17 protein-coding genes and 1 riboswitch are annotated in these 16,238 nt (G+C 73.0%); of the genes, 11 read left to right on the top strand and 6 right to left on the bottom strand.

Features of this window, described 5'->3' with window-relative positions:
* Window positions 1–49 precede the first annotated feature (49 nt).
* The 7 genes from eccCa (at window position 50) to O7607_RS09885 (ending at window position 6,657) form a co-directional block, all read left to right on the top strand.
* Window positions 50–4,015, top strand: coding sequence for a type VII secretion protein EccCa (eccCa, locus tag O7607_RS09915; protein ID WP_269702617.1), 3,966 nt, complete (start codon window positions 50–52; stop codon window positions 4,013–4,015).
* A gap of 75 nt (window positions 4,016–4,090) precedes the next feature.
* On the top strand, window positions 4,091–4,501 hold the full coding sequence (locus O7607_RS09910; protein WP_269702615.1) for a YbaB/EbfC family nucleoid-associated protein: 411 nt from the start codon (window positions 4,091–4,093) through the stop codon (window positions 4,499–4,501).
* 18 nt (window positions 4,502–4,519) lie between these two features.
* Window positions 4,520–4,813, top strand: a complete 294-nt coding sequence (locus O7607_RS09905) for a hypothetical protein (RefSeq protein WP_269702613.1) — start codon at window positions 4,520–4,522, stop codon at window positions 4,811–4,813.
* Window positions 4,814–4,844: 31 nt separating this feature from the next.
* On the top strand, window positions 4,845–5,573 hold the full coding sequence (locus tag O7607_RS09900; RefSeq protein WP_269702611.1) for a hypothetical protein: 729 nt from the start codon (window positions 4,845–4,847) through the stop codon (window positions 5,571–5,573).
* 12 nt (window positions 5,574–5,585) lie between these two features.
* The gene (locus tag O7607_RS09895; protein ID WP_269702609.1) at window positions 5,586–5,855 is read left to right on the top strand and encodes a hypothetical protein; all 270 of its coding nucleotides are present in this window, start codon (window positions 5,586–5,588) and stop codon (window positions 5,853–5,855) included.
* 183 nt (window positions 5,856–6,038) lie between these two features.
* Window positions 6,039–6,347, top strand: a complete 309-nt coding sequence (locus O7607_RS09890; protein ID WP_269702607.1) for a WXG100 family type VII secretion target — start codon at window positions 6,039–6,041, stop codon at window positions 6,345–6,347.
* Between the two features lie 28 nt (window positions 6,348–6,375).
* Window positions 6,376–6,657 (top strand): WXG100 family type VII secretion target, encoded by a 282-nt coding sequence (locus tag O7607_RS09885; protein ID WP_030503508.1) that lies wholly within the window; start codon window positions 6,376–6,378, stop codon window positions 6,655–6,657.
* A 64-nt stretch (window positions 6,658–6,721) separates the two neighbouring features.
* Here the strand turns inward: O7607_RS09885 and mycP are convergent, their stop codons facing one another.
* Together mycP and O7607_RS09875 are read right to left on the bottom strand one after the other, a co-directional pair.
* Complete coding sequence (mycP, locus tag O7607_RS09880) at window positions 6,722–7,960, bottom strand: type VII secretion-associated serine protease mycosin (RefSeq protein WP_269702605.1); 1,239 nt, start codon at window positions 7,958–7,960, stop codon at window positions 6,722–6,724.
* Between the two features lie 56 nt (window positions 7,961–8,016).
* Entirely contained in the window at window positions 8,017–8,358 is a 342-nt protein-coding gene (locus O7607_RS09875) for a helix-turn-helix transcriptional regulator (RefSeq protein WP_135243016.1), read from the bottom strand.
* Window positions 8,359–8,525: 167 nt separating this feature from the next.
* On the opposite strand from O7607_RS09875, the gene O7607_RS09870 reads away from it, so the two are divergent.
* Window positions 8,526–9,179: a carbonic anhydrase gene (locus O7607_RS09870; protein WP_269702604.1), complete on the top strand. Its 654-nt coding sequence runs from the start codon at window positions 8,526–8,528 to the stop codon at window positions 9,177–9,179.
* Between the two features lie 56 nt (window positions 9,180–9,235).
* Here O7607_RS09870 and O7607_RS09865 read toward each other — a convergent pair whose 3' ends face one another.
* The 4 genes from O7607_RS09865 to O7607_RS09850 all read right to left on the bottom strand — a co-directional run bounded on the left by O7607_RS09865 (window position 9,236) and on the right by O7607_RS09850 (window position 12,626).
* Window positions 9,236–10,264, bottom strand: a complete 1,029-nt coding sequence (locus O7607_RS09865) for a coiled-coil domain-containing protein (protein WP_269702602.1) — start codon at window positions 10,262–10,264, stop codon at window positions 9,236–9,238.
* 4 nt (window positions 10,265–10,268) lie between these two features.
* Window positions 10,269–10,399: riboswitch (cyclic di-AMP (ydaO/yuaA leader) on the bottom strand.
* 154 nt (window positions 10,400–10,553) lie between these two features.
* Window positions 10,554–11,828: a YibE/F family protein gene (locus tag O7607_RS09860; RefSeq protein WP_269702600.1), complete on the bottom strand. Its 1,275-nt coding sequence runs from the start codon at window positions 11,826–11,828 to the stop codon at window positions 10,554–10,556.
* 164 nt (window positions 11,829–11,992) lie between these two features.
* Window positions 11,993–12,202: an SHOCT domain-containing protein gene (locus O7607_RS09855; protein WP_269702599.1), complete on the bottom strand. Its 210-nt coding sequence runs from the start codon at window positions 12,200–12,202 to the stop codon at window positions 11,993–11,995.
* Between the two features lie 124 nt (window positions 12,203–12,326).
* The gene (locus O7607_RS09850) at window positions 12,327–12,626 is read right to left on the bottom strand and encodes a metal-sensitive transcriptional regulator (protein ID WP_269702597.1); all 300 of its coding nucleotides are present in this window, start codon (window positions 12,624–12,626) and stop codon (window positions 12,327–12,329) included.
* 80 nt (window positions 12,627–12,706) lie between these two features.
* On the opposite strand from O7607_RS09850, the gene O7607_RS09845 reads away from it, so the two are divergent.
* Genes O7607_RS09845 through O7607_RS09835 form a run of 3 tightly spaced genes read left to right on the top strand, consistent with a single transcriptional unit; the run spans window position 12,707 to window position 16,203 of the window.
* Window positions 12,707–12,913 carry a heavy-metal-associated domain-containing protein gene (locus O7607_RS09845; protein WP_269702595.1) on the top strand — a complete coding sequence of 69 codons (207 nt, stop codon included), beginning with the start codon at window positions 12,707–12,709 and terminating at the stop codon, window positions 12,911–12,913.
* Window positions 12,914–12,949: 36 nt separating this feature from the next.
* Window positions 12,950–13,930 carry a hypothetical protein gene (locus tag O7607_RS09840; protein ID WP_269702593.1) on the top strand — a complete coding sequence of 327 codons (981 nt, stop codon included), beginning with the start codon at window positions 12,950–12,952 and terminating at the stop codon, window positions 13,928–13,930.
* Window positions 13,931–13,947: 17 nt separating this feature from the next.
* The gene (locus O7607_RS09835; protein WP_269702591.1) at window positions 13,948–16,203 is read left to right on the top strand and encodes a heavy metal translocating P-type ATPase; all 2,256 of its coding nucleotides are present in this window, start codon (window positions 13,948–13,950) and stop codon (window positions 16,201–16,203) included.
* Window positions 16,204–16,238 lie beyond the last annotated feature (35 nt).

Raw genomic sequence — 16,238 nt, 5'->3', positions numbered from 1 at the left:
CCGGCGGTGGCAGACCACGATCAGGGCCGCTTCTGGGGAGGGGAGAGCCGTGAGTACGGTGGTGTTCCGCCGACTTCCGCGTCAACCGGGGCCCGCGCTGCCGCGCGGCGAGGTGCTGCTGGAATCCCCGCCCGAGCTGCCGGAGCCGCAGGCCAAGGGCATGGGGCAGGTGCTGATGATCCTGCCGATGCTCTGTGGCGTCGGCGCGATGGCGTTCCTCTACGCCGGCCGGGGCGGCGGCATGATGACGTACGTCGCGGGTGGCCTGTTCGGTGTGTCCATGTTGGGCATGGCGATCGGCACGCTCGGCAACGGCGGCAAGGACAAGGCCGAGCTGAACGCGCAGCGGCGCGACTACATGCGCTACCTCGCGCAGATGCGCAAGCGCACCCGGCGGGCGGCCGAGCAGCAGCGCGCCGCGATGACCTGGCGGCACCCGGAGCCGGACGCGCTCTGGTCGATCGCCGCCTCGCGCCGGCTCTGGGAGCGGCGGATCACCGAGGACGACTTCGGTGAGGTGCGGATCGCGCTCGGCCCGCAGCGGCTCGCCGTGGAGATCGTGCCGCCGGAGACCAAGCCGGTGGAGGACCTGGAGCCGATGAGCGCCATCGCGCTGCGCCGGTTCGTCCGTGCCCACTCCAGCGTGCCGGACCTGCCGACCGCGCTGTCGCTGCGCGCGTTCAGCCGGATCGCCCTGCGCGGCGACCGGGAGCCGGTGCTGGACCTGGCCCGGGCCGCGCTGGGCCAGCTGGTCACGTTCCACGCCCCGGAGGATCTCCTGGTGGTCGTGGTGGCCGCGCCGGACCGGCAGCCGGCCTGGGACTGGGTGAAGTGGCTGCCGCACGCCCAGCACCCGGGGCGTACGGACGCGGCGGGCGCGCGCCGGATGGTGTTCGCCGCGCTGGACGAGGCGGAGACCGCGCTGGCCCAGGACCTGGGCGGGCGGCCCCGGTTCGCGCCGGAGGCGAAGCCGCTGACGACCGCGCCGCACGTGGTGGTGGTGCTGGACGGCGGCGAGGTCTCGGCGACCTGCGCGCTGACCGGGCCGGGTCTGCTGGGCACGACCGTGTTCGACCTGTCCGGCGCGGTCCCGCGCGACGCCGGGCGCTGGCTGCTCTGCCTGGACGCCGGGGACGGCACGGGGCTCGACCTGGTCCGCGGCACCGCCACCTCGCGGCTCGGCCGCCCGGACCGGCTGTCCCTGAGCGCGGCCGAGGGGCTGGCCCGTCAGATCGCCCCGTTCCGGCTCTCCCAGCAGCAGGGCGCCAGCACCGAGGAGCCGCTGTCCCGCAGCATGGAGCTGCCCGACCTGCTCGGTGTCGGCGACGCGGCCACCGTGGACGTCCGGCAGACCTGGCGTCCGCGCAGCAACCGCGACCGGCTGCGCATCCCGCTCGGCCTGGGCCCGGACGGCAACGTGGTGGAGCTGGACTTCAAGGAGTCCGCGCACGAGGGCATGGGCCCGCACGGCCTGGTGATCGGCGCGACCGGTTCCGGCAAGAGCGAACTGCTGCGTACGGTCGTCGCGGCGCTCGCGGTGACGCACTCCTCGGAGGAGCTGAACTTCGTCCTCGTCGACTTCAAGGGCGGCGCCACGTTCGCCTCGCTGGACGCGTTGCCGCACACCAGCGCGGTGATCACCAACCTCTCCGACGAGCTGCCGCTGGTCGACCGCATGCGGGACGCGCTGGCCGGTGAGATGAACCGCCGTCAGGAGGTGCTGCGGGCGGCGGGCAACTACGTCTCCCGGTACGACTACGAGAAGGCGCGGGCCGCGGGTGAGCCGCTGGAGCCGATGCCCAGCCTGCTGATCATCTGTGACGAGTTCTCCGAGTTGCTCGCGGCCAAGCCGGACTTCATCGACCTGTTCGTGATGATCGGCCGTCTCGGCCGCTCGCTCGGGGTGCACCTGCTGCTCGCCTCGCAGCGGCTGGAGGAGGGCAAGCTGCGCGGCCTGGACACGCACCTGTCGTACCGGATCGGTCTGCGCACGTTCTCGGCGGTGGAGAGCCGGATCGTGCTCGGCGTGCCGGACGCGTACGAGCTGCCCAGCGCGCCCGGTCACGGCTATCTGAAGACGGACACCGCGACCATGCTGCGGTTCCGCGCCGCGTACGTGTCCGGCCCGTACCGGGCGCCGGGGCAGGTGCAGCGCTCCACCCGGGCGCAGGTGCAGCGCCGGATCGTCCCGTACGGCATCGACTACGTGCCGGTGCCCGCCCAGCCGAGCCCCGCCGAGTCCGCCCCGGAGCCGGAGCAGAGCGGCGACGGCAAGGCAGTGGCGATGCTGGACGTGCTGATCGAGCAGCTCAAGGGTCGCGGCAAGCCGGCGCACCAGGTGTGGCTGCCGCCGCTGGCCGAGCCGTCCGGGCTGGCCGAGCTGCTGCCGAAGCTGAGCGTGCACCCGGCGTACGGGCTGACCACCGCCGACTGGCCGGGCCGTGGCCGGCTCGCGGTGCCGGTCGGGATCGTGGACCGGCCGTACGAGCAGCGCCGTGACCCGATGATGGTGGACCTGGCCGGGGCCGGCGGCAACGTGGTGATCGTCGGGGCGTCGCTGAGCGGCAAGAGCACCATGCTGCGCTCGATGCTGGCGTCGCTGGCGCTCACCCACACGCCGCGCGAGGTGCAGTTCTTCTGCCTCGACTTCGGTGGTGGAGCGCTGCGCAGCCTGGACGGGCTGCCGCACACCTCGGGCGTGGCGGGGCGGCGGGACACCGAGGCGGTCCGGCGGACGGTGGCCGAGGTGGTCGCCGTGATCGACGAGCGGGAGAACCGGTTCACCCAGCACGGCATCGACTCGGTGGCGAGCTACCGGCGCCGCCGGGCTGCCGGTGAGTTCGCCGACGACCCGTTCGGTGACGTCTTCCTCGTCGTGGACGGCTGGAACACGCTGCGCCAGGAGTACGAGGAGCTGGAGCAGACGATCACGAACCTGGCGAACCGGGGTCTGGGCTTCGGCGTCCACGTGGTGATCACGGCGGTGCGCTGGGCGGAGATCCGGATCAACATGCGGGACCTGCTCGGCACCAAGCTGGAGCTGCGGCTCGGTGACCCGTCGGAGTCGGAGATCGACCGGCGGGCCGCGCAGAACGTGCCGGTGGGCGCGCCGGGTCGCGGCCTGACCCGGGACAAGCTGCACTTCCTGACCGCGATCTCGCGGATCGACGGCAAGCGCGACATCGAGGACCTGACCGAGGCGTCGGTGGCGCTCGCCGGCCACGTCGCGGCGAACTGGCCGGGGCAGCCGGCGCCGAAGGTCCGGCTGCTGCCGCGCAAGCTCGCGGTCACCGAGCTGGCGAAGGTGGTCGACAGGTCGGCGCCGGGCATCCCGATCGGCGTCAACGAGTCGGCGCTCGCCCCGGTCTATCTGGACCTGGCGAGCGAGCCGCACCTGACCGTGTTCGGCGACGCCGAGTGCGGCAAGACCAACCTGCTGCGGCTGATCGCCCGGGGGATCGCCGAGCGCTACACCCCGGCCCAGGCGCGGCTGGTCATCGCCGACTACCGGCGCGGTCTGCTGGGCGCGGTCGAGGGGGACCACCTGCTCGACTACGCGCCGTCAAACCAGGTGTTCAGCCAGGGGCTCGGCTCGATCCGCAGCGCGTTGCAGAACCGGCTGCCCGGCCCGGACGTGACCACCGCCCAGTTGCGCGACCGGAGCTGGTGGAAGGGCCCGGACCTGTACATCCTGGTGGACGACTACGACCTGGTCGCCTCCGGTGGCAGCAACCCGCTCAGCGCGCTGCACGAGCTGCTGCCGCAGGCGCGGGACATCGGCCTGCACCTGATCATCACGCGCCGGGTCGGCGGTGTGGCCCGGGCGCTGTACGAGCCGGTGCTGCAGCGCCTGCGCGAGCTGGACTCGCCGGGCCTGCTGATGTCCGGCAGCCGCGAGGAGGGCGCGGTGTTCGGCAACCTGCGGCCGACTCCGCAGCCGCCGGGCCGGGGCACGCTCGTGCGCCGCCGAGACGGCCAGCAGCTGATCCAGACCGCGTGGACGGAGCCGGCCTGACGGGACGGACGATCGTCGCGGGTTTCCGGTAGCGTCGGCCCGATCGATCGTCGCGATTACGGGGAGGGCCCGGAGTTGAGCAGCCCGTCGGGTATCGGTGGAGCCCTGGAGGGCCTGCTGCGGCAGGCTCAGGAGCAGCAGCGCCGGCTGGCCGAGGTCCAGCGGCAGCGCGCCGAGCTGCGGGTGACCGGGGAGAGCCCGGACGGCCTGGTGCGGGTGACGGTGGACGGCGACATGAAGGTCGGCGACATCGAGCTGAACGCGCGGGCGATGCGGCTGGACAGCTTCTCTCTGGCCGAGGCGATGCAGGCGGCGATCGACGCGGCCTACGCCGCCTTCGAGGAGCGGCAGCGCGAGCTGCTGGGCGAGATGCTCGGCGACTCGGAGATGGTCCGCCGGGCCCAGGATGGCACGCTGACCCCGGAGGACTGGTTCCGCCAGTTCGGGGTGGACCTGTCCGACCCGACCCGCAATCTGCGGCGCTGAGCGAGAGGAAGGCCGAGGATGCCGAACACGGTCGACGTCGACGCAATCCGGAAGGCGGGCCGGCGGCTCGACGCCCCGGACGGCCCGATCCAGTACCTCCGCAACGTCGAGACGTTGCTGGCCGAGGTGAAGCTGCCCGGGGGTGCGCTGAGCTGGTTCGGCACCGGCGCGGTCGAGCGGCACAACGCGGCGGTGGACGGGCACCTGGACAACGTCCGGACCGGCGTGGAGCATCTGCGCCGGGCCGCCGCGCAGCTCGAACAGACCGCGAAGAACTGGGAGAAGTCGGATCAGCCCTGGGTGGTCAAGTGACCGGCCGGGCCCGTCACGGGAGGGGCGCCTGATGCCACCGGAGATCCTCATCGCCAACGCGTCCGGGACGGTGACCGGCTCGGTGTCGGTCGCGCAGACCACGGCGCCGGTCCGGTCGGCGGCGGCCATCGCCAAGGGCAACCTGGTCTGGATCGCCGCCTCGGCGGCACTGATCGGCACGATCCTCTACCTGGAGTCGTTCGACAACCAGGAGGTGAACGAGGCCATCAAGAAGTGGGACGAGGCGGCCCGCCTGCTCGGCGCGGACCAGTTCGGCGCGGCCATGGCGGCGGTCCCGCCGGACGCGGCGGAGTGGGACTTCGACGACCGGGACGCGTTCGACCTGTTCCTGCGCAAGCTCGGCGCGGAGATCAACTCGCTGGCCGAGGCGTTCGCCGCCAACCGGGACACGCTCACCGCCGCCCGGGACGCGTACAACGACGCGGTCTCCGGCCTGGCCCAGGCGCTCATGCCGATCCTGGTCGCGGTGATCGCCTCGATCGCGCTCCAGTTCTTCCCCGCCACCACCGCGCTGGCCCAGGCCATCGGCATCGCCGGCCTGGCCGCCACCGCCGCCATCCTGGTCCTGGTCTTCGGTGAGATCAGCGCGCTGCTGCACGCGCTGCTGGCCGCGTTCCACACCGACAACCGGTTCACCTTCACCGCGGACTCCCGTCCCGGCTGGGCGCCGACCGGCACCGACCCCGACATCAAGGACATCAAGATCGACTGGGTGCGGGACTCCAAGTTCTACGGCTGACGGGGGCGACGCGTGGATACCCTGCTCTTCTCGCTGCTGCTGTACGTCCTGCTTTCGATTCCGGTCTTCGTGGTGCTGATGCTGGTGGCCGGGCTGACCCGCTCGGCGCGGCTGCGACGGGCCGCCGAGGTGGTGTCGCTGAGCACCTGCGCGGCGCTGCTGGTCCTGGCGTTCCAGCGGGCGTTCGAGAAGCCGGTGCTGTGGATCGTGGTGGTGCTGCTGGTCGCGGTGCTGACCTTCGGCGTGTCGACGGTCGTCAAATCGTCACGCGAACGGTCCTGACCCCCGGTCGCGTCTGTCGACAATGGGGTGTCCGAATGCGAACGACGGGCCGGCAGGGCTGCGCGGGTTGGACATCGTCCGCTACGGTTCGGATGAAGTGTCCGTCGGTGGGGTGTGTCCGCCTTGCCGCGGGGGAGGGGCGCGGCGGAACCGCCGCCACAAGATGACGGAAGGGTGTGAAGCATGGCGTTCGAGGTAACCGCAGCAACTCTGCACACCGCCGCGAGTGACGTGCGGTCCACGCGCAGCGAGGTTGACGGCGAGCTCAAGAAGCTGTGGAACGTGGTCGACGACCTCGCGATGGCCTGGAAGGGCCAGGCGTCCACGGGCTTCCAGGGCCTGATGAACCGCTGGACCGAGGACACGAACAAGCTGCTGACCGCGATGGACAACATCGCGGACCTGCTCGACAAGTCGGGCACCACGCACCAGGTCAACGACGAAGAGCAGCAGCAGATGCTGGACAAGTTCCACGCTGCTCTCAACCCGTGATCCGCGAAGACAGGCAGAGGAGGAATCGATGAGCATCAAGGTTGATTACGCTGTTCTGGAGAGCAGCAACCAGCAGATGCAGGCCATCTCGCGGGTCATCGACGAGAAGCTGGACACGCTTCGGGCGATGCTGACCAAGCTCGAGTGGGAGGGCCAGGACCGGGCCGCCTACCAGCAGCACCAGGCCCAGTGGGACGCCGCCGTGCGGGACATCAACAAGGTCCTGAACGAGATCGGCGGCGCTGTGGGCATCGCGCGCGAGAACTACATGACCACGGAGATGAGCAACTCCAAGGTCTGGGGCAGCTGACCCCGACCGGTCCACACACAGCGGCTCCGCTCCGGCTCGTGCCGGGCGGAGCCGTCGTGCGTTCTCAGGCGTCCTGCGGGATGTCGCGCCGTCCGGGGCGCCACCCACGCCGCCGTCCGCGTACCACGATGGGCCGTAGCGTCAGCAGGACGCCGGCCAGCAGCGCGCCCACGACGGCGACCCAGATCGCGACGGTGCGCTGCCACGCCAGCGGGTCGGCCGGCGGCGCCGGCGGCGGCATCGCGCCCAGCAGCGGATCGTCCCGGGTGCCCAGCAGGCTGGTGACCGCCCGGTACGGGTTGACCATCCCGAAGCCGACCTCGGCGTTGTGCCCGTCGGGCGGGTTGTCGGCGGTACGGGTCAGCCGGTAGGCGACCTCGTCGGCGCTGAGGTCCGGGTGCGCGGCCCGCACCAGGGCGGCCGCCCCGGAGACGTACGCGGTGGCGAAGCTCGTCCCGCCCTGCGGCTCGGCGCGGTAGCCCGATCCCTGCGGCGCGGGCCCGACGATGTTCAGGCCGGGGCCGGCGATGTCCACATAGTCCCCGCTGACCGAGCTGCCGACGTGCCCGCCCTGCTCGTCGATCCCGGCGACGGCGATGACACCCTCGTACGCCGCCGGATAGGCCGGCCGGTCCTCCCGGTTCTCCTGGCGGTTGCCGGCGGAGGCGACGACCACCACGTCCTTGGCGAGCGCGTACTGCACCGCGGACTTCAGCGCCGGGTCGTCGAGCGTGACCAGGGACAGGTTGATCACGTCGGCGTCGTGGTCGACAGCCCAGCGGATCGCCTTGCCGATCTCGGCCGGCACGTCCGGGTCGAAGTTCTCCTTGTTCTCGGCCAGTACCCGCAGCGGCAGGATCTTCGCCTCCGGCGCGATGCCGGTGTACGGCGAGCCGGTGCCCTCCCGGCCGGCAATGATGCCGGCGACCATGGTGCCGTGGCCGACCAGGTCGCACTGCCCCTGGAGGCGGACGAGCTGGTTGAAGTCGTCACCCGGCAGCACCCGTCCGCGCAGCAGGGGATGGGTCGGTGAGACCCCGGAGTCGATCACCGCGACGGTGATCCCGGCGCCCTTGCCGACCCGCCAGGCGGCGGCCGGGTCGAGGCGGCTCAGCGCCCAGGGCACCTCGGTGGGTGCGGGGCCGCCGGTCGGCCCGCACTTCGGGGCGGCCAGCGCGGGCGCGGGCACCGCCAGCGCGCCGCCGAGCAGGGCGGTCACCGCCGCTCCGGAGAGGACGGACCTGATCCGGTGTCCGGCCCGGACGCGTCCCGTGGTCGCGCCCGGCCGCAAGCTGTCGCGCACGCGGTGAGATTACCCGCCGCACCCGTCCGCGCGGGCACACGTGGTGCCCGTCCGGGTCACCTGCCGGCGGTGGCGTCGCCGGCCGGCTCGGCGGCGAACAGGGCCAGCAGCGCGCCGACCTGCTGGTCGGCCTCGGCCGGGTGCCGGAAGCGGCCCTTCGGGTTGATCGTGTACTCGTTGCGCCGTCCCACCCGCGTACGCCGCAGGTAACCCCCGGCCTCGAGGTCGGCGACGATGGCCTGGGCCGCCCGTTCGGTCACGCCCACCTCGTCCGCCACGTCCCGCAGCCGGGCGGTGGGGTTGCGCGCGATCGCCAGCAGCACATGGCCGTGGTTGGTGAGGAAGGTCCAGTTACGGCGGCTCCCGTCCTCAACTGGTGTGGTCGCCATGGTGGTCATGCTATGGCCACCCGCGTCACCGGCCGAATCGGCGCGGGCCGGTGCGTCCGGCGACGGGGAAAGTATGAAATGCGTATCACGAATCTTGACGGGCCCCGAGGTGCGTGTGACCGTGGGTCGCGAGGCCGTTCGGCCTGGTGGTTCCCCAGGTAGACGAGGTGAGGGACATGACGCCGAGCACCCCGGAGCAGGCACTGGACGAGCTGCGTGCCGGTAATCACCGGTTCGTCACCGGCGCCCCGCAGCATCCGAATCAGGACGCCGGGCACCGGACAGCGGTCGCCGACGGTCAGCATCCCTTCGCGGTGATCGTCGGCTGCTCCGACTCGCGGCTCGCCGCCGAGATCATCTTCGACCGCGGCCTGGGTGACCTCTTCGTGGTGCGTACCGCCGGGCACACCGCCGGACCGGAGGTGCTCGGCAGCGTCGAGTACGCGGTCACCGTGCTGGGCACGCCGCTCGTGGTGGTGCTCGGGCACGACTCGTGCGGCGCGGTCCAGGCCGCCCGGGAGGGGGTGCGGACCGGGGCCGCCCCGGTCGGGCACCTGGGCGCGGTGGTGGACGCGGTCTCGCCCAGCCTGCTGCGCGCCGCCCGTCAGGGCGTGGAGGACCTCGACGGCATCATCGACGTGCACATCGCGCAGACCGTGGAGACGCTGCTGGCCCGGTCCGCCGTGCTGGCCGAGCGGGTGGCGGCCGGGCGGTGCACGGTGGTGGGCATGTCGTACCGGCTCGCCGGCGGCGAGGTGCGGACCGTGGCGCAGTCCCCGGCCCCGGTGCCCGCGCCGGCGGCGCCCGCCGACCCGGCGCTGGCGAGCTGACACATTCGGACGCGAAAGGGGCCGCCCGAGGGCGGCCCCTTTTCGTGGTGTCCGGGTCAGAGCAGCGACATGTGGACGTGGTCGGTGTGGTTCGACGGTCCGCTGTAGGAACGCCAGCCGGTGGCCGGGAACCAGATCTGCCGGTTCCAGATGACGTAGTAGATGCCCAGCCGGTCGGCGTTGCGGATGAGGAACGCGGCGACCTCGTTGCCGTACCGGCGGGTGTCGTTGTTGTGCCACGGCGCGAAGCCGCTGTTCTGCAGCGACCAGTCACACGCCTTGCCCTTGGGGTGTTCCCACGGCCCGCCGGACCGGTAGCAGCCCACGAAGCGCTTGAAGCCCGCGCGCCGGACCTCCTTGTACGCGTGCAGCGTGCGCGGGGTGACGCAGCCCGAGGTGGTCGGGTCGTCCTCGCTGCACGACTCGGACTTCCAGCCGCCGTCCGCGGTGCGGCCGGGGGCGATCCTGGCGACCGGTGAGGTGGCGGAGACCAGGCCGCCGGTGAAGCCGAGACCGCCGACGAGCTTCAGCGCGCGCTCGGCCTGCACCTTCTCGCGCTCCATCGCGTTCTTCTGCTTCTCCTGCTCGCGCACCTCGGCGTCGAGCGCGATCTTGGCCTGCTCGGCGCGGGTCTTGACCGCGTTGATGGCGGCCAGGCGCTGCGCGTTGAGGAGGTTCAGCTCGTCCAGGGCGTTGACCCGGCGGACGAACGAGTCGGGCGAGTTGCTCTCCAGCAGCATCGCCATGGCGCCCATCCGGCCGGTCCGGTAGGACTGGGCGGCGAGCTGGTTGACCTGCGGGCTGAGCGCGTCGAGTTCGGCCTGTGCCGCCTTCACCTCGGCCGCCAGCCGCCGTTGGCGGTCCTGGGACTTGGCGAGCTTCGCCTTGGCCTGGAGGTAGTTCCGGTTGGCGGCGTCGATCGCCTCGGTGATGAGCGGCGGTTCGCCGTCCTCCTCGTGGCCCGAGGGGGTGCCGGGGGCCGCCGCGGTGGGTGCCGCGGTCGCCGGGGTCGGCCCGGCCAGCACGGCCAGCGAGGCCATCACGGCCACCACGGGTGTCAGCCAGCGGCGCAGGGGTGCCGTCACAGTGTTCCCTTCCGTCGGCCGCCGACCGGGTTAGCTGACGGGTTCGGGACGGAAGTGGCCCCTACCGCTGTCGCGGATTCACCCCATGTACCTGGTTCCCCGGCTCGCCCGCGGGCGATTGGGCGGCGGCACCGCTGGCGCCGGTGCGCGCCTTCGGCGGTGACCGGCAGCGAGGTTACCTGACAGCACTCCTGAGGATCTACGTCCGGAAGCCGACCAATAGCGAGATTTCGCCGTGGCGCACCGTGACCAGCGTCGCGTTTGAAATCGATGGTCACGCTGCGGAGTGTCACCATGCGGCCTCCGTACTCTTTCCGCCGCCGAGCGCCTCCAGCGCGTCGTCCCGTCCGGCCGGCGGCCGGGGCGCGGGCGGCGCCGGCTCCGCGTCGCGTGAGCGCCGTCCGGCGGTGGTCACGATCGCGGCCAGTCCGGTCGTCAGCGGGACGGCGGCGATCAGGCCGAGCGTGGCCACCGCGCTGCGGACGATCTCTTGGGCGAGGAACTCACTGGTGAGGATTTCGCTGACCGGGCGGGAGTCGGCGACCAGCAGGAGCAGCAGCGGCAGCGAGGCGCCCGCGTACGCCAGCACGATGGTGTTGACGGTGGACGCGATGTGGGCCCGGCCGACCCGGGTCGCGGCCCGGTAGAGCTGCCGCCGGGACAGCCCGGGGTTGGCGTGCGCCAGTTCGGTGACGGTGGCCGCCTGGGTGACCGTCACGTCGTCCAGGACGCCCAGCGAGCCGATGATGATGCCGGCCAGCAGCAGCCCGTGCAGGTCCACGTCGCCCTGGAACATGGACAGCGTGGTGGCGTCCTCGCTGCCGAAGCCGGTCAGGTGGGTGGCGGACGTGGCGAGCAGGCCGAGCACGCCGGTGATCACCAGGCTGCCGAGCGTGCCGAGCACCGCCACCGACGTCTGCGCGGTGATCCCGTGCGTCAGGTAGAGCACCACGAACATGATCAACGCAGCGCCGACGATCGCCACCAGCAGCGGTGGCTGGCCGGCACCGATACCGGGCAGCACGAAGCCGAGCAGGATGGCGAAGCTGGCCACCAGGCCGCCGAGCGCGGCGAGCCCGCGCCAGCGGCCGAACGCCACGATCGCGGCGGCGAACAGCACCATCAGCCAGATCAGCGGCGTACCGCGCTGGTGCTCGGCGATGTTGTAGGACGTCACCGACGGGTCGGCCGGGTCGGTCAGCTCGACCAGGACGACCTCGTCGCCGACCGCGACCCGGGGCGCGCCCGGCCCGGCCGGGATCGGCGTCTCGACCTGCCGGCCCGCGTCCGGGCCCTGCTCGGCGGTGACCGTCACGGTGCCGCACGGGCCACCGCCGCCCTCCGGGGCCTCCGGGGTGGGCGGGCAGGGCTCGGTGACCACCCGGGTCACCGTGCCGTGGTAGCGGGGGACGTCTCCGCCGCCGACCGGCTCCCGGTCCTGCCGGGGCCAGAGCACCAGCGCCGCGATCACGGTGAGCGCGAACAGCGGCACCACCACGGCGACGAGCAGCCGTCGTACGCCCGGCGGCGCGGCGGGCGCGGGGTGGGTGTGGTCGGCACCCATGAGGTCTCTCCCAACGGTCGCGGCGACGCCTGGTCCGCCGGACCGGTGTGGTCACCCGGCCGGCGCGGACGTGTCGACCACGTCCGGGTCGTCGCCCGGCCATGGTAGGCAGCCCGGTCGGGCGCTCCCGGACGCCGTGGCCGGTGACACGCGCGCCGCGCGGGTCAGGTCAGTCCGGCCCGGCGTCGCCGGTACTCGTCCTCGTCGATCTCGCCGCGAGCGTACCGCTCGTCGAGGATGCGCCGGGCCGTCGTCCGACCCAGGTACTGCGGGCCGGTCCACCGCACGGCCGCCCAGACGAGCCCCGCCAGCACCGCGAGCACCAGCAGGGACCAGATCCACATCCAGCCCATCATCGGGCTCTGCCACATCATCGGGCCGCCCTCCGTCCGTCGCCGCGGGTCCGCCGGTCCGGCCTGCCCGCCACTTCGACGGTACGACCGGCACGACGCGTCGGCGCGGGTCGATGTGCCCTGCCCCGGGGGTCGGAGGTCCCGCTCAGCCGCGCTTCATCAGGCGGCCGACGGCGGCCATCATCTCGGTCGCCATCTCGTCGGCCCGGCCCTCGGCGGCGCCCTCGTGCATGCAGTGCCGGGCGTGCCCGTCGAGCAGGCCCAGCGCGACCTTGTCCAGCGCCGCCTGGATGGCCGAGATCTGCGTCAGCACGTCGATGCAGTAGCGGTCGTCCTCGACCATCTTCTCGATGCCGCGGACCTGACCCTCGATCCGGCGGAGCCGGGCGAGGAGTTGGTCCTTGCTGGCGGTGTAGCCCCGGGTGGGGCTGGACGGCGCGGTCATGACACCGAGGATAGCGTACCCCTCGGGGGTATGCTAACGTTCCGAACGTACCCCTGGGGGGTATGGGATCGGAGGGCGAGATGGAGACCATCTACCAGGTGAGCGGCATGACCTGCGGGCACTGCGTCAACTCGGTGAGCACCGAGCTGAGCGCGCTTCCGGGCGTCACCGACGTCCAGGTCGACCTGGCCAGTGGCCGGGTCACCGTCACCAGTCAGAACCCGCTGGACGCGGACGCGGTCCGCGCGGCGGTCGACGAGGCCGGCTACGACCTCGTCGGTGCGTGACGGGTCCGACGGACCCGCGAGAACCGAGGAGACACCATGAACACGGCGACGAAGCTCAGTGGCTTCGCCCTCGGCCTCGTGGCGGTGTTCGGCGCGGCGTACGGGATCGGCAACCTGGCCGATCCCGTCGCCCCGGCCGCCGAGACCCGCCACGACGACAGCGACAGCGACCACGGGGCCGGCGACGCCGGTCACGGTGACGAGAGCAACGCGGGCGGCGCCTCCGCGCACCTGCCCGGCGGGCTGCTCGTCTCCGAACGCGGCTACACGTTCCAGCCCGCCGCCGCGCCGGCCGGGCAGTTCGCCTTCCGGATCACCGGCCCGGACGGCGCGCCTGTCACCCGCTTCGAGGTGGCCCACGACAAGCGCATGCACCTGATCGTCGCCCGCCGGGACCTGTCCGGGTTCCGGCACGTCCACCCGGAGATGACCGGAGACGGCACCTGGCGGGTCGCCTCGCCACTGGGCGGCCCCGGCGTCTGGCGGGCGTTCGCCGACTTCACCCCCGAAGGCGGGGAGCCGCTGACCCTCGGCCTGGACGTCACGGTCCCCGGCGAGCTGACCGCCCGGCCGTTGCCGGCGCCGGCGACCAGCACCACCGTCGACGGCTACACGGTCACCCTGACCGGCACGCCGGAGCCGGGCCGCACCAGCCGGCTCACGCTCTCCGTCAGCCGCGACGGGCAGCCGGTCACCGACCTGCAGCCCTATCTCGGCGCGTACGGCCACCTGGTGGCGCTGCGGCAGGGCGACCTGGCGTACCTGCACGTGCACCCGGAGGGCACGCCCGGCGACGGGCGCACGCCGGCCGGCCCGGCGATCACGTTCGCCGCCGAGGTGCCCTCACCCGGGGCGTACCGTCTCTACCTGGACTTCCGGCACGGCGACGCGGTGCACACCGCCGAGTTCACCGTCCTGGCCGGCGACCCGACCGCGCCGCCGCCCGCCGCGCCGGCATCCATCACCGCACCGACCCCGGACGCCGGACACGGCACCCCGGGGCACGGGCACAGTTGAGCGCCGGAGGTGCCGCGATGACTGCCACGGGAAAGGCGCTGCCCACCGCGCCGAACCTGATCGAACTGGCGATCGGCGGGATGACCTGCGCGTCCTGCGCCGCCCGGATCGAGAAGAAGCTCAACCGGATGGACGGTGTCGAGGCGACTGTGAACTACGCCACCGAGAAGGCCACCGTCCGGTACGCCGACGACATCGCGCCGGCCGACCTGATCGCCACCGTCGAGAAGACCGGCTACACCGCAGTGGTGCCGCCGGCGCCCGAGCAGGCGGAGGCCGCGGCGGGCGGCGAGCCGGTGGACGAACTGCGCACCGCGCGTACCCGGCTCTGGGTCTCCGTCGTGCTCACAGTGCCGGTGATCGTGCTCGCCATGGTTCCGGCCTGGCAGTTCGACTACTGGCAGTGGGCCTCGCTCACGCTGGCCGCCCCGGTGGTGGTCTGGGGCGGGCTGCCGTTCCACCGCGCCGCACTGGTCAACCTGCGGCACGGCGCGGCGACCATGGACACGCTCGTCTCGCTCGGCACGCTGGCCGCGTTCGGCTGGTCGCTCTGGGCGCTGTTCCTCGGCACCGCCGGCATGCCCGGGATGAAACACCCGTTCAGCTTCGACATCACCCGCGGCGACGGCGCCGGCAACATCTACCTGGAGGCCGCCGCCGGGGTGACCGTGTTCATCCTGGCCGGGCGGTACTTCGAGGCCCGCTCCAAGCGCACCGCCGGGTCGGCGCTGCGCGCGCTGCTGGAACTCGGGGCCAAGGACGTGGCGGTGCTGCGCGACGGGCAGGAGACCCGGATCCCGGTCGGCCGGCTGGCGGTCGGTGACCGTTTCGTGGTCCGGCCCGGTGAGAAGGTCGCCACCGACGGCGTGGTCGAGGAGGGCACCTCGGCTGTCGACGCCAGCATGCTCACCGGCGAGTCGGTGCCGGTCGAGGTGGGGCCGGGCGACGCCGTGGTCGGCGCGACGGTGAACGCCGGCGGCCGGCTGGTGGTCCGGGCCACCCGGGTCGGCGGCGACACCCAGCTCGCCCAGATGGCGCGGCTGGTGGAGCAGGCGCAGACCGGCAAGGCGGCGGTGCAGCGGCTCGCCGACCGGATCTCCGGCGTGTTCGTGCCGATCGTGATCGCGCTGGCCGCGGGCACGCTCGGCTGGTGGCTCGGCACCGGCTCCGGTACGACCGCCGCGTTCACCGCCGCGGTGGCCGTACTGATCATCGCCTGCCCGTGTGCGCTCGGCCTGGCCACGCCGACCGCGCTGCTCGTCGGCACCGGGCGCGGCGCGCAGCTCGGTGTGCTGATCAAGGGGCCGGAGGTGCTGGAGTCCACCCGCCGGGTCGACACCGTGGTGCTGGACAAGACCGGCACCGTCACCACCGGCCGGATGGCGCTGGCCGAGGTGCTGCCCGCCGACGGCGAGGACGCCGCCGAGCTGCTCCGGGTGGCCGGCGCGCTGGAGGCCGCCTCCGAGCACCCGATCGCGCGTGCCGTCGCCGAGGCTGCCGCCGACGCCGGGCCGCTGCCGCCGGTCGGCGAGTTCGCCAACGCCGAGGGGCTGGGCGTGACCGGCACCGTCGACGGCCGGACCGTGGTGGTCGGCCGGGCCCGGCTGCTGCGGGAACGGGGTCTCGACGTACCCGAGGAGGTCGAGCGGGCCGCGACCGGCGCGGAGGCCGCCGGGCGGACGGCGATCCTGGCCGGCTGGGACGGGCGGGCCCGGGGCGTGCTCGCGGTGGCCGACGCGGTGAAGCCGACCAGCCGGGCGGCCGTCGCCCGGCTGCGTGAGCTGGGCCTCAAGCCGGTGCTGCTCACCGGCGACAACACCACGGTGGCGAAGGCGGTGGCGGCCGAGGTCGGCATCGACGAGGTGATCGCGGAGGTGCTGCCCGCCGACAAGGTCGACGTGGTCGAGCGGCTCCAGCGCGAGGGCCGGGTGGTCGCCATGGTCGGCGACGGGGTGAACGACGCCGCCGCGCTGGCCCGGGCCGACCTCGGGCTGGCCATGGGCACCGGCACCGACGCGGCCATCGAGGCCGCCGACCTGACGCTGGTCCGGGGCGACCTGATGGCCGCGGCGGACGCCATCCGGCTCTCCCGGCGGACCCTGGCGATCATCAAGGGCAACCTGTTCTGGGCGTTCGCCTACAACGTCGCGGCGCTGCCGCTGGCGGCGGCCGGGCTGCTCAACCCGATGCTCGCCGGGGCGGCGATGGCGTTCTCGTCGGTCTTCGTGGTGGGCAACAGCCTGCGGCTACGACGCTTTCGCCCGATCGGGTGAGGGGATTGAGCGGACGGCCCCCGGGGTAACCAGTT

The sequence above is a fragment of the Micromonospora sp. WMMA1949 genome, from assembly GCF_027460145.1.
In the GTDB taxonomy this organism is placed as follows: domain Bacteria; phylum Actinomycetota; class Actinomycetes; order Mycobacteriales; family Micromonosporaceae; genus Micromonospora.
The sequence above is the reverse complement of the archived record's forward strand: the minus strand, read 5'-3'. Positions and strand labels throughout refer to the sequence as shown.

Excerpts from the sequence above, each read along its gene's own strand:
- O7607_RS09885 (WP_030503508.1), top strand. The coding sequence starts at position 6,376 with ATGAGCATCAAGGTTGATTACGCTGTTCTGGAGAGCAGCAACCAGCAG.
- O7607_RS09850 (WP_269702597.1), bottom strand. The coding sequence starts at position 12,626 with ATGACCGCGCCGTCCAGCCCCACCCGGGGCTACACCGCCAGCAAGGAC.
- O7607_RS09835 (WP_269702591.1), top strand. The coding sequence starts at position 13,948 with ATGACTGCCACGGGAAAGGCGCTGCCCACCGCGCCGAACCTGATCGAA.
- O7607_RS09840 (WP_269702593.1), top strand. The coding sequence starts at position 12,950 with ATGAACACGGCGACGAAGCTCAGTGGCTTCGCCCTCGGCCTCGTGGCG.
- O7607_RS09900 (WP_269702611.1), top strand. The coding sequence starts at position 4,845 with ATGCCACCGGAGATCCTCATCGCCAACGCGTCCGGGACGGTGACCGGC.
- O7607_RS09890 (WP_269702607.1), top strand. The coding sequence starts at position 6,039 with ATGGCGTTCGAGGTAACCGCAGCAACTCTGCACACCGCCGCGAGTGAC.
- O7607_RS09845 (WP_269702595.1), top strand. The coding sequence starts at position 12,707 with ATGGAGACCATCTACCAGGTGAGCGGCATGACCTGCGGGCACTGCGTC.
- O7607_RS09875 (WP_135243016.1), bottom strand. The coding sequence starts at position 8,358 with ATGACCACCATGGCGACCACACCAGTTGAGGACGGGAGCCGCCGTAAC.
- O7607_RS09855 (WP_269702599.1), bottom strand. The coding sequence starts at position 12,202 with ATGATGTGGCAGAGCCCGATGATGGGCTGGATGTGGATCTGGTCCCTG.
- O7607_RS09905 (WP_269702613.1), top strand. The coding sequence starts at position 4,520 with ATGCCGAACACGGTCGACGTCGACGCAATCCGGAAGGCGGGCCGGCGG.
- O7607_RS09870 (WP_269702604.1), top strand. The coding sequence starts at position 8,526 with ATGACGCCGAGCACCCCGGAGCAGGCACTGGACGAGCTGCGTGCCGGT.
- O7607_RS09860 (WP_269702600.1), bottom strand. The coding sequence starts at position 11,828 with ATGGGTGCCGACCACACCCACCCCGCGCCCGCCGCGCCGCCGGGCGTA.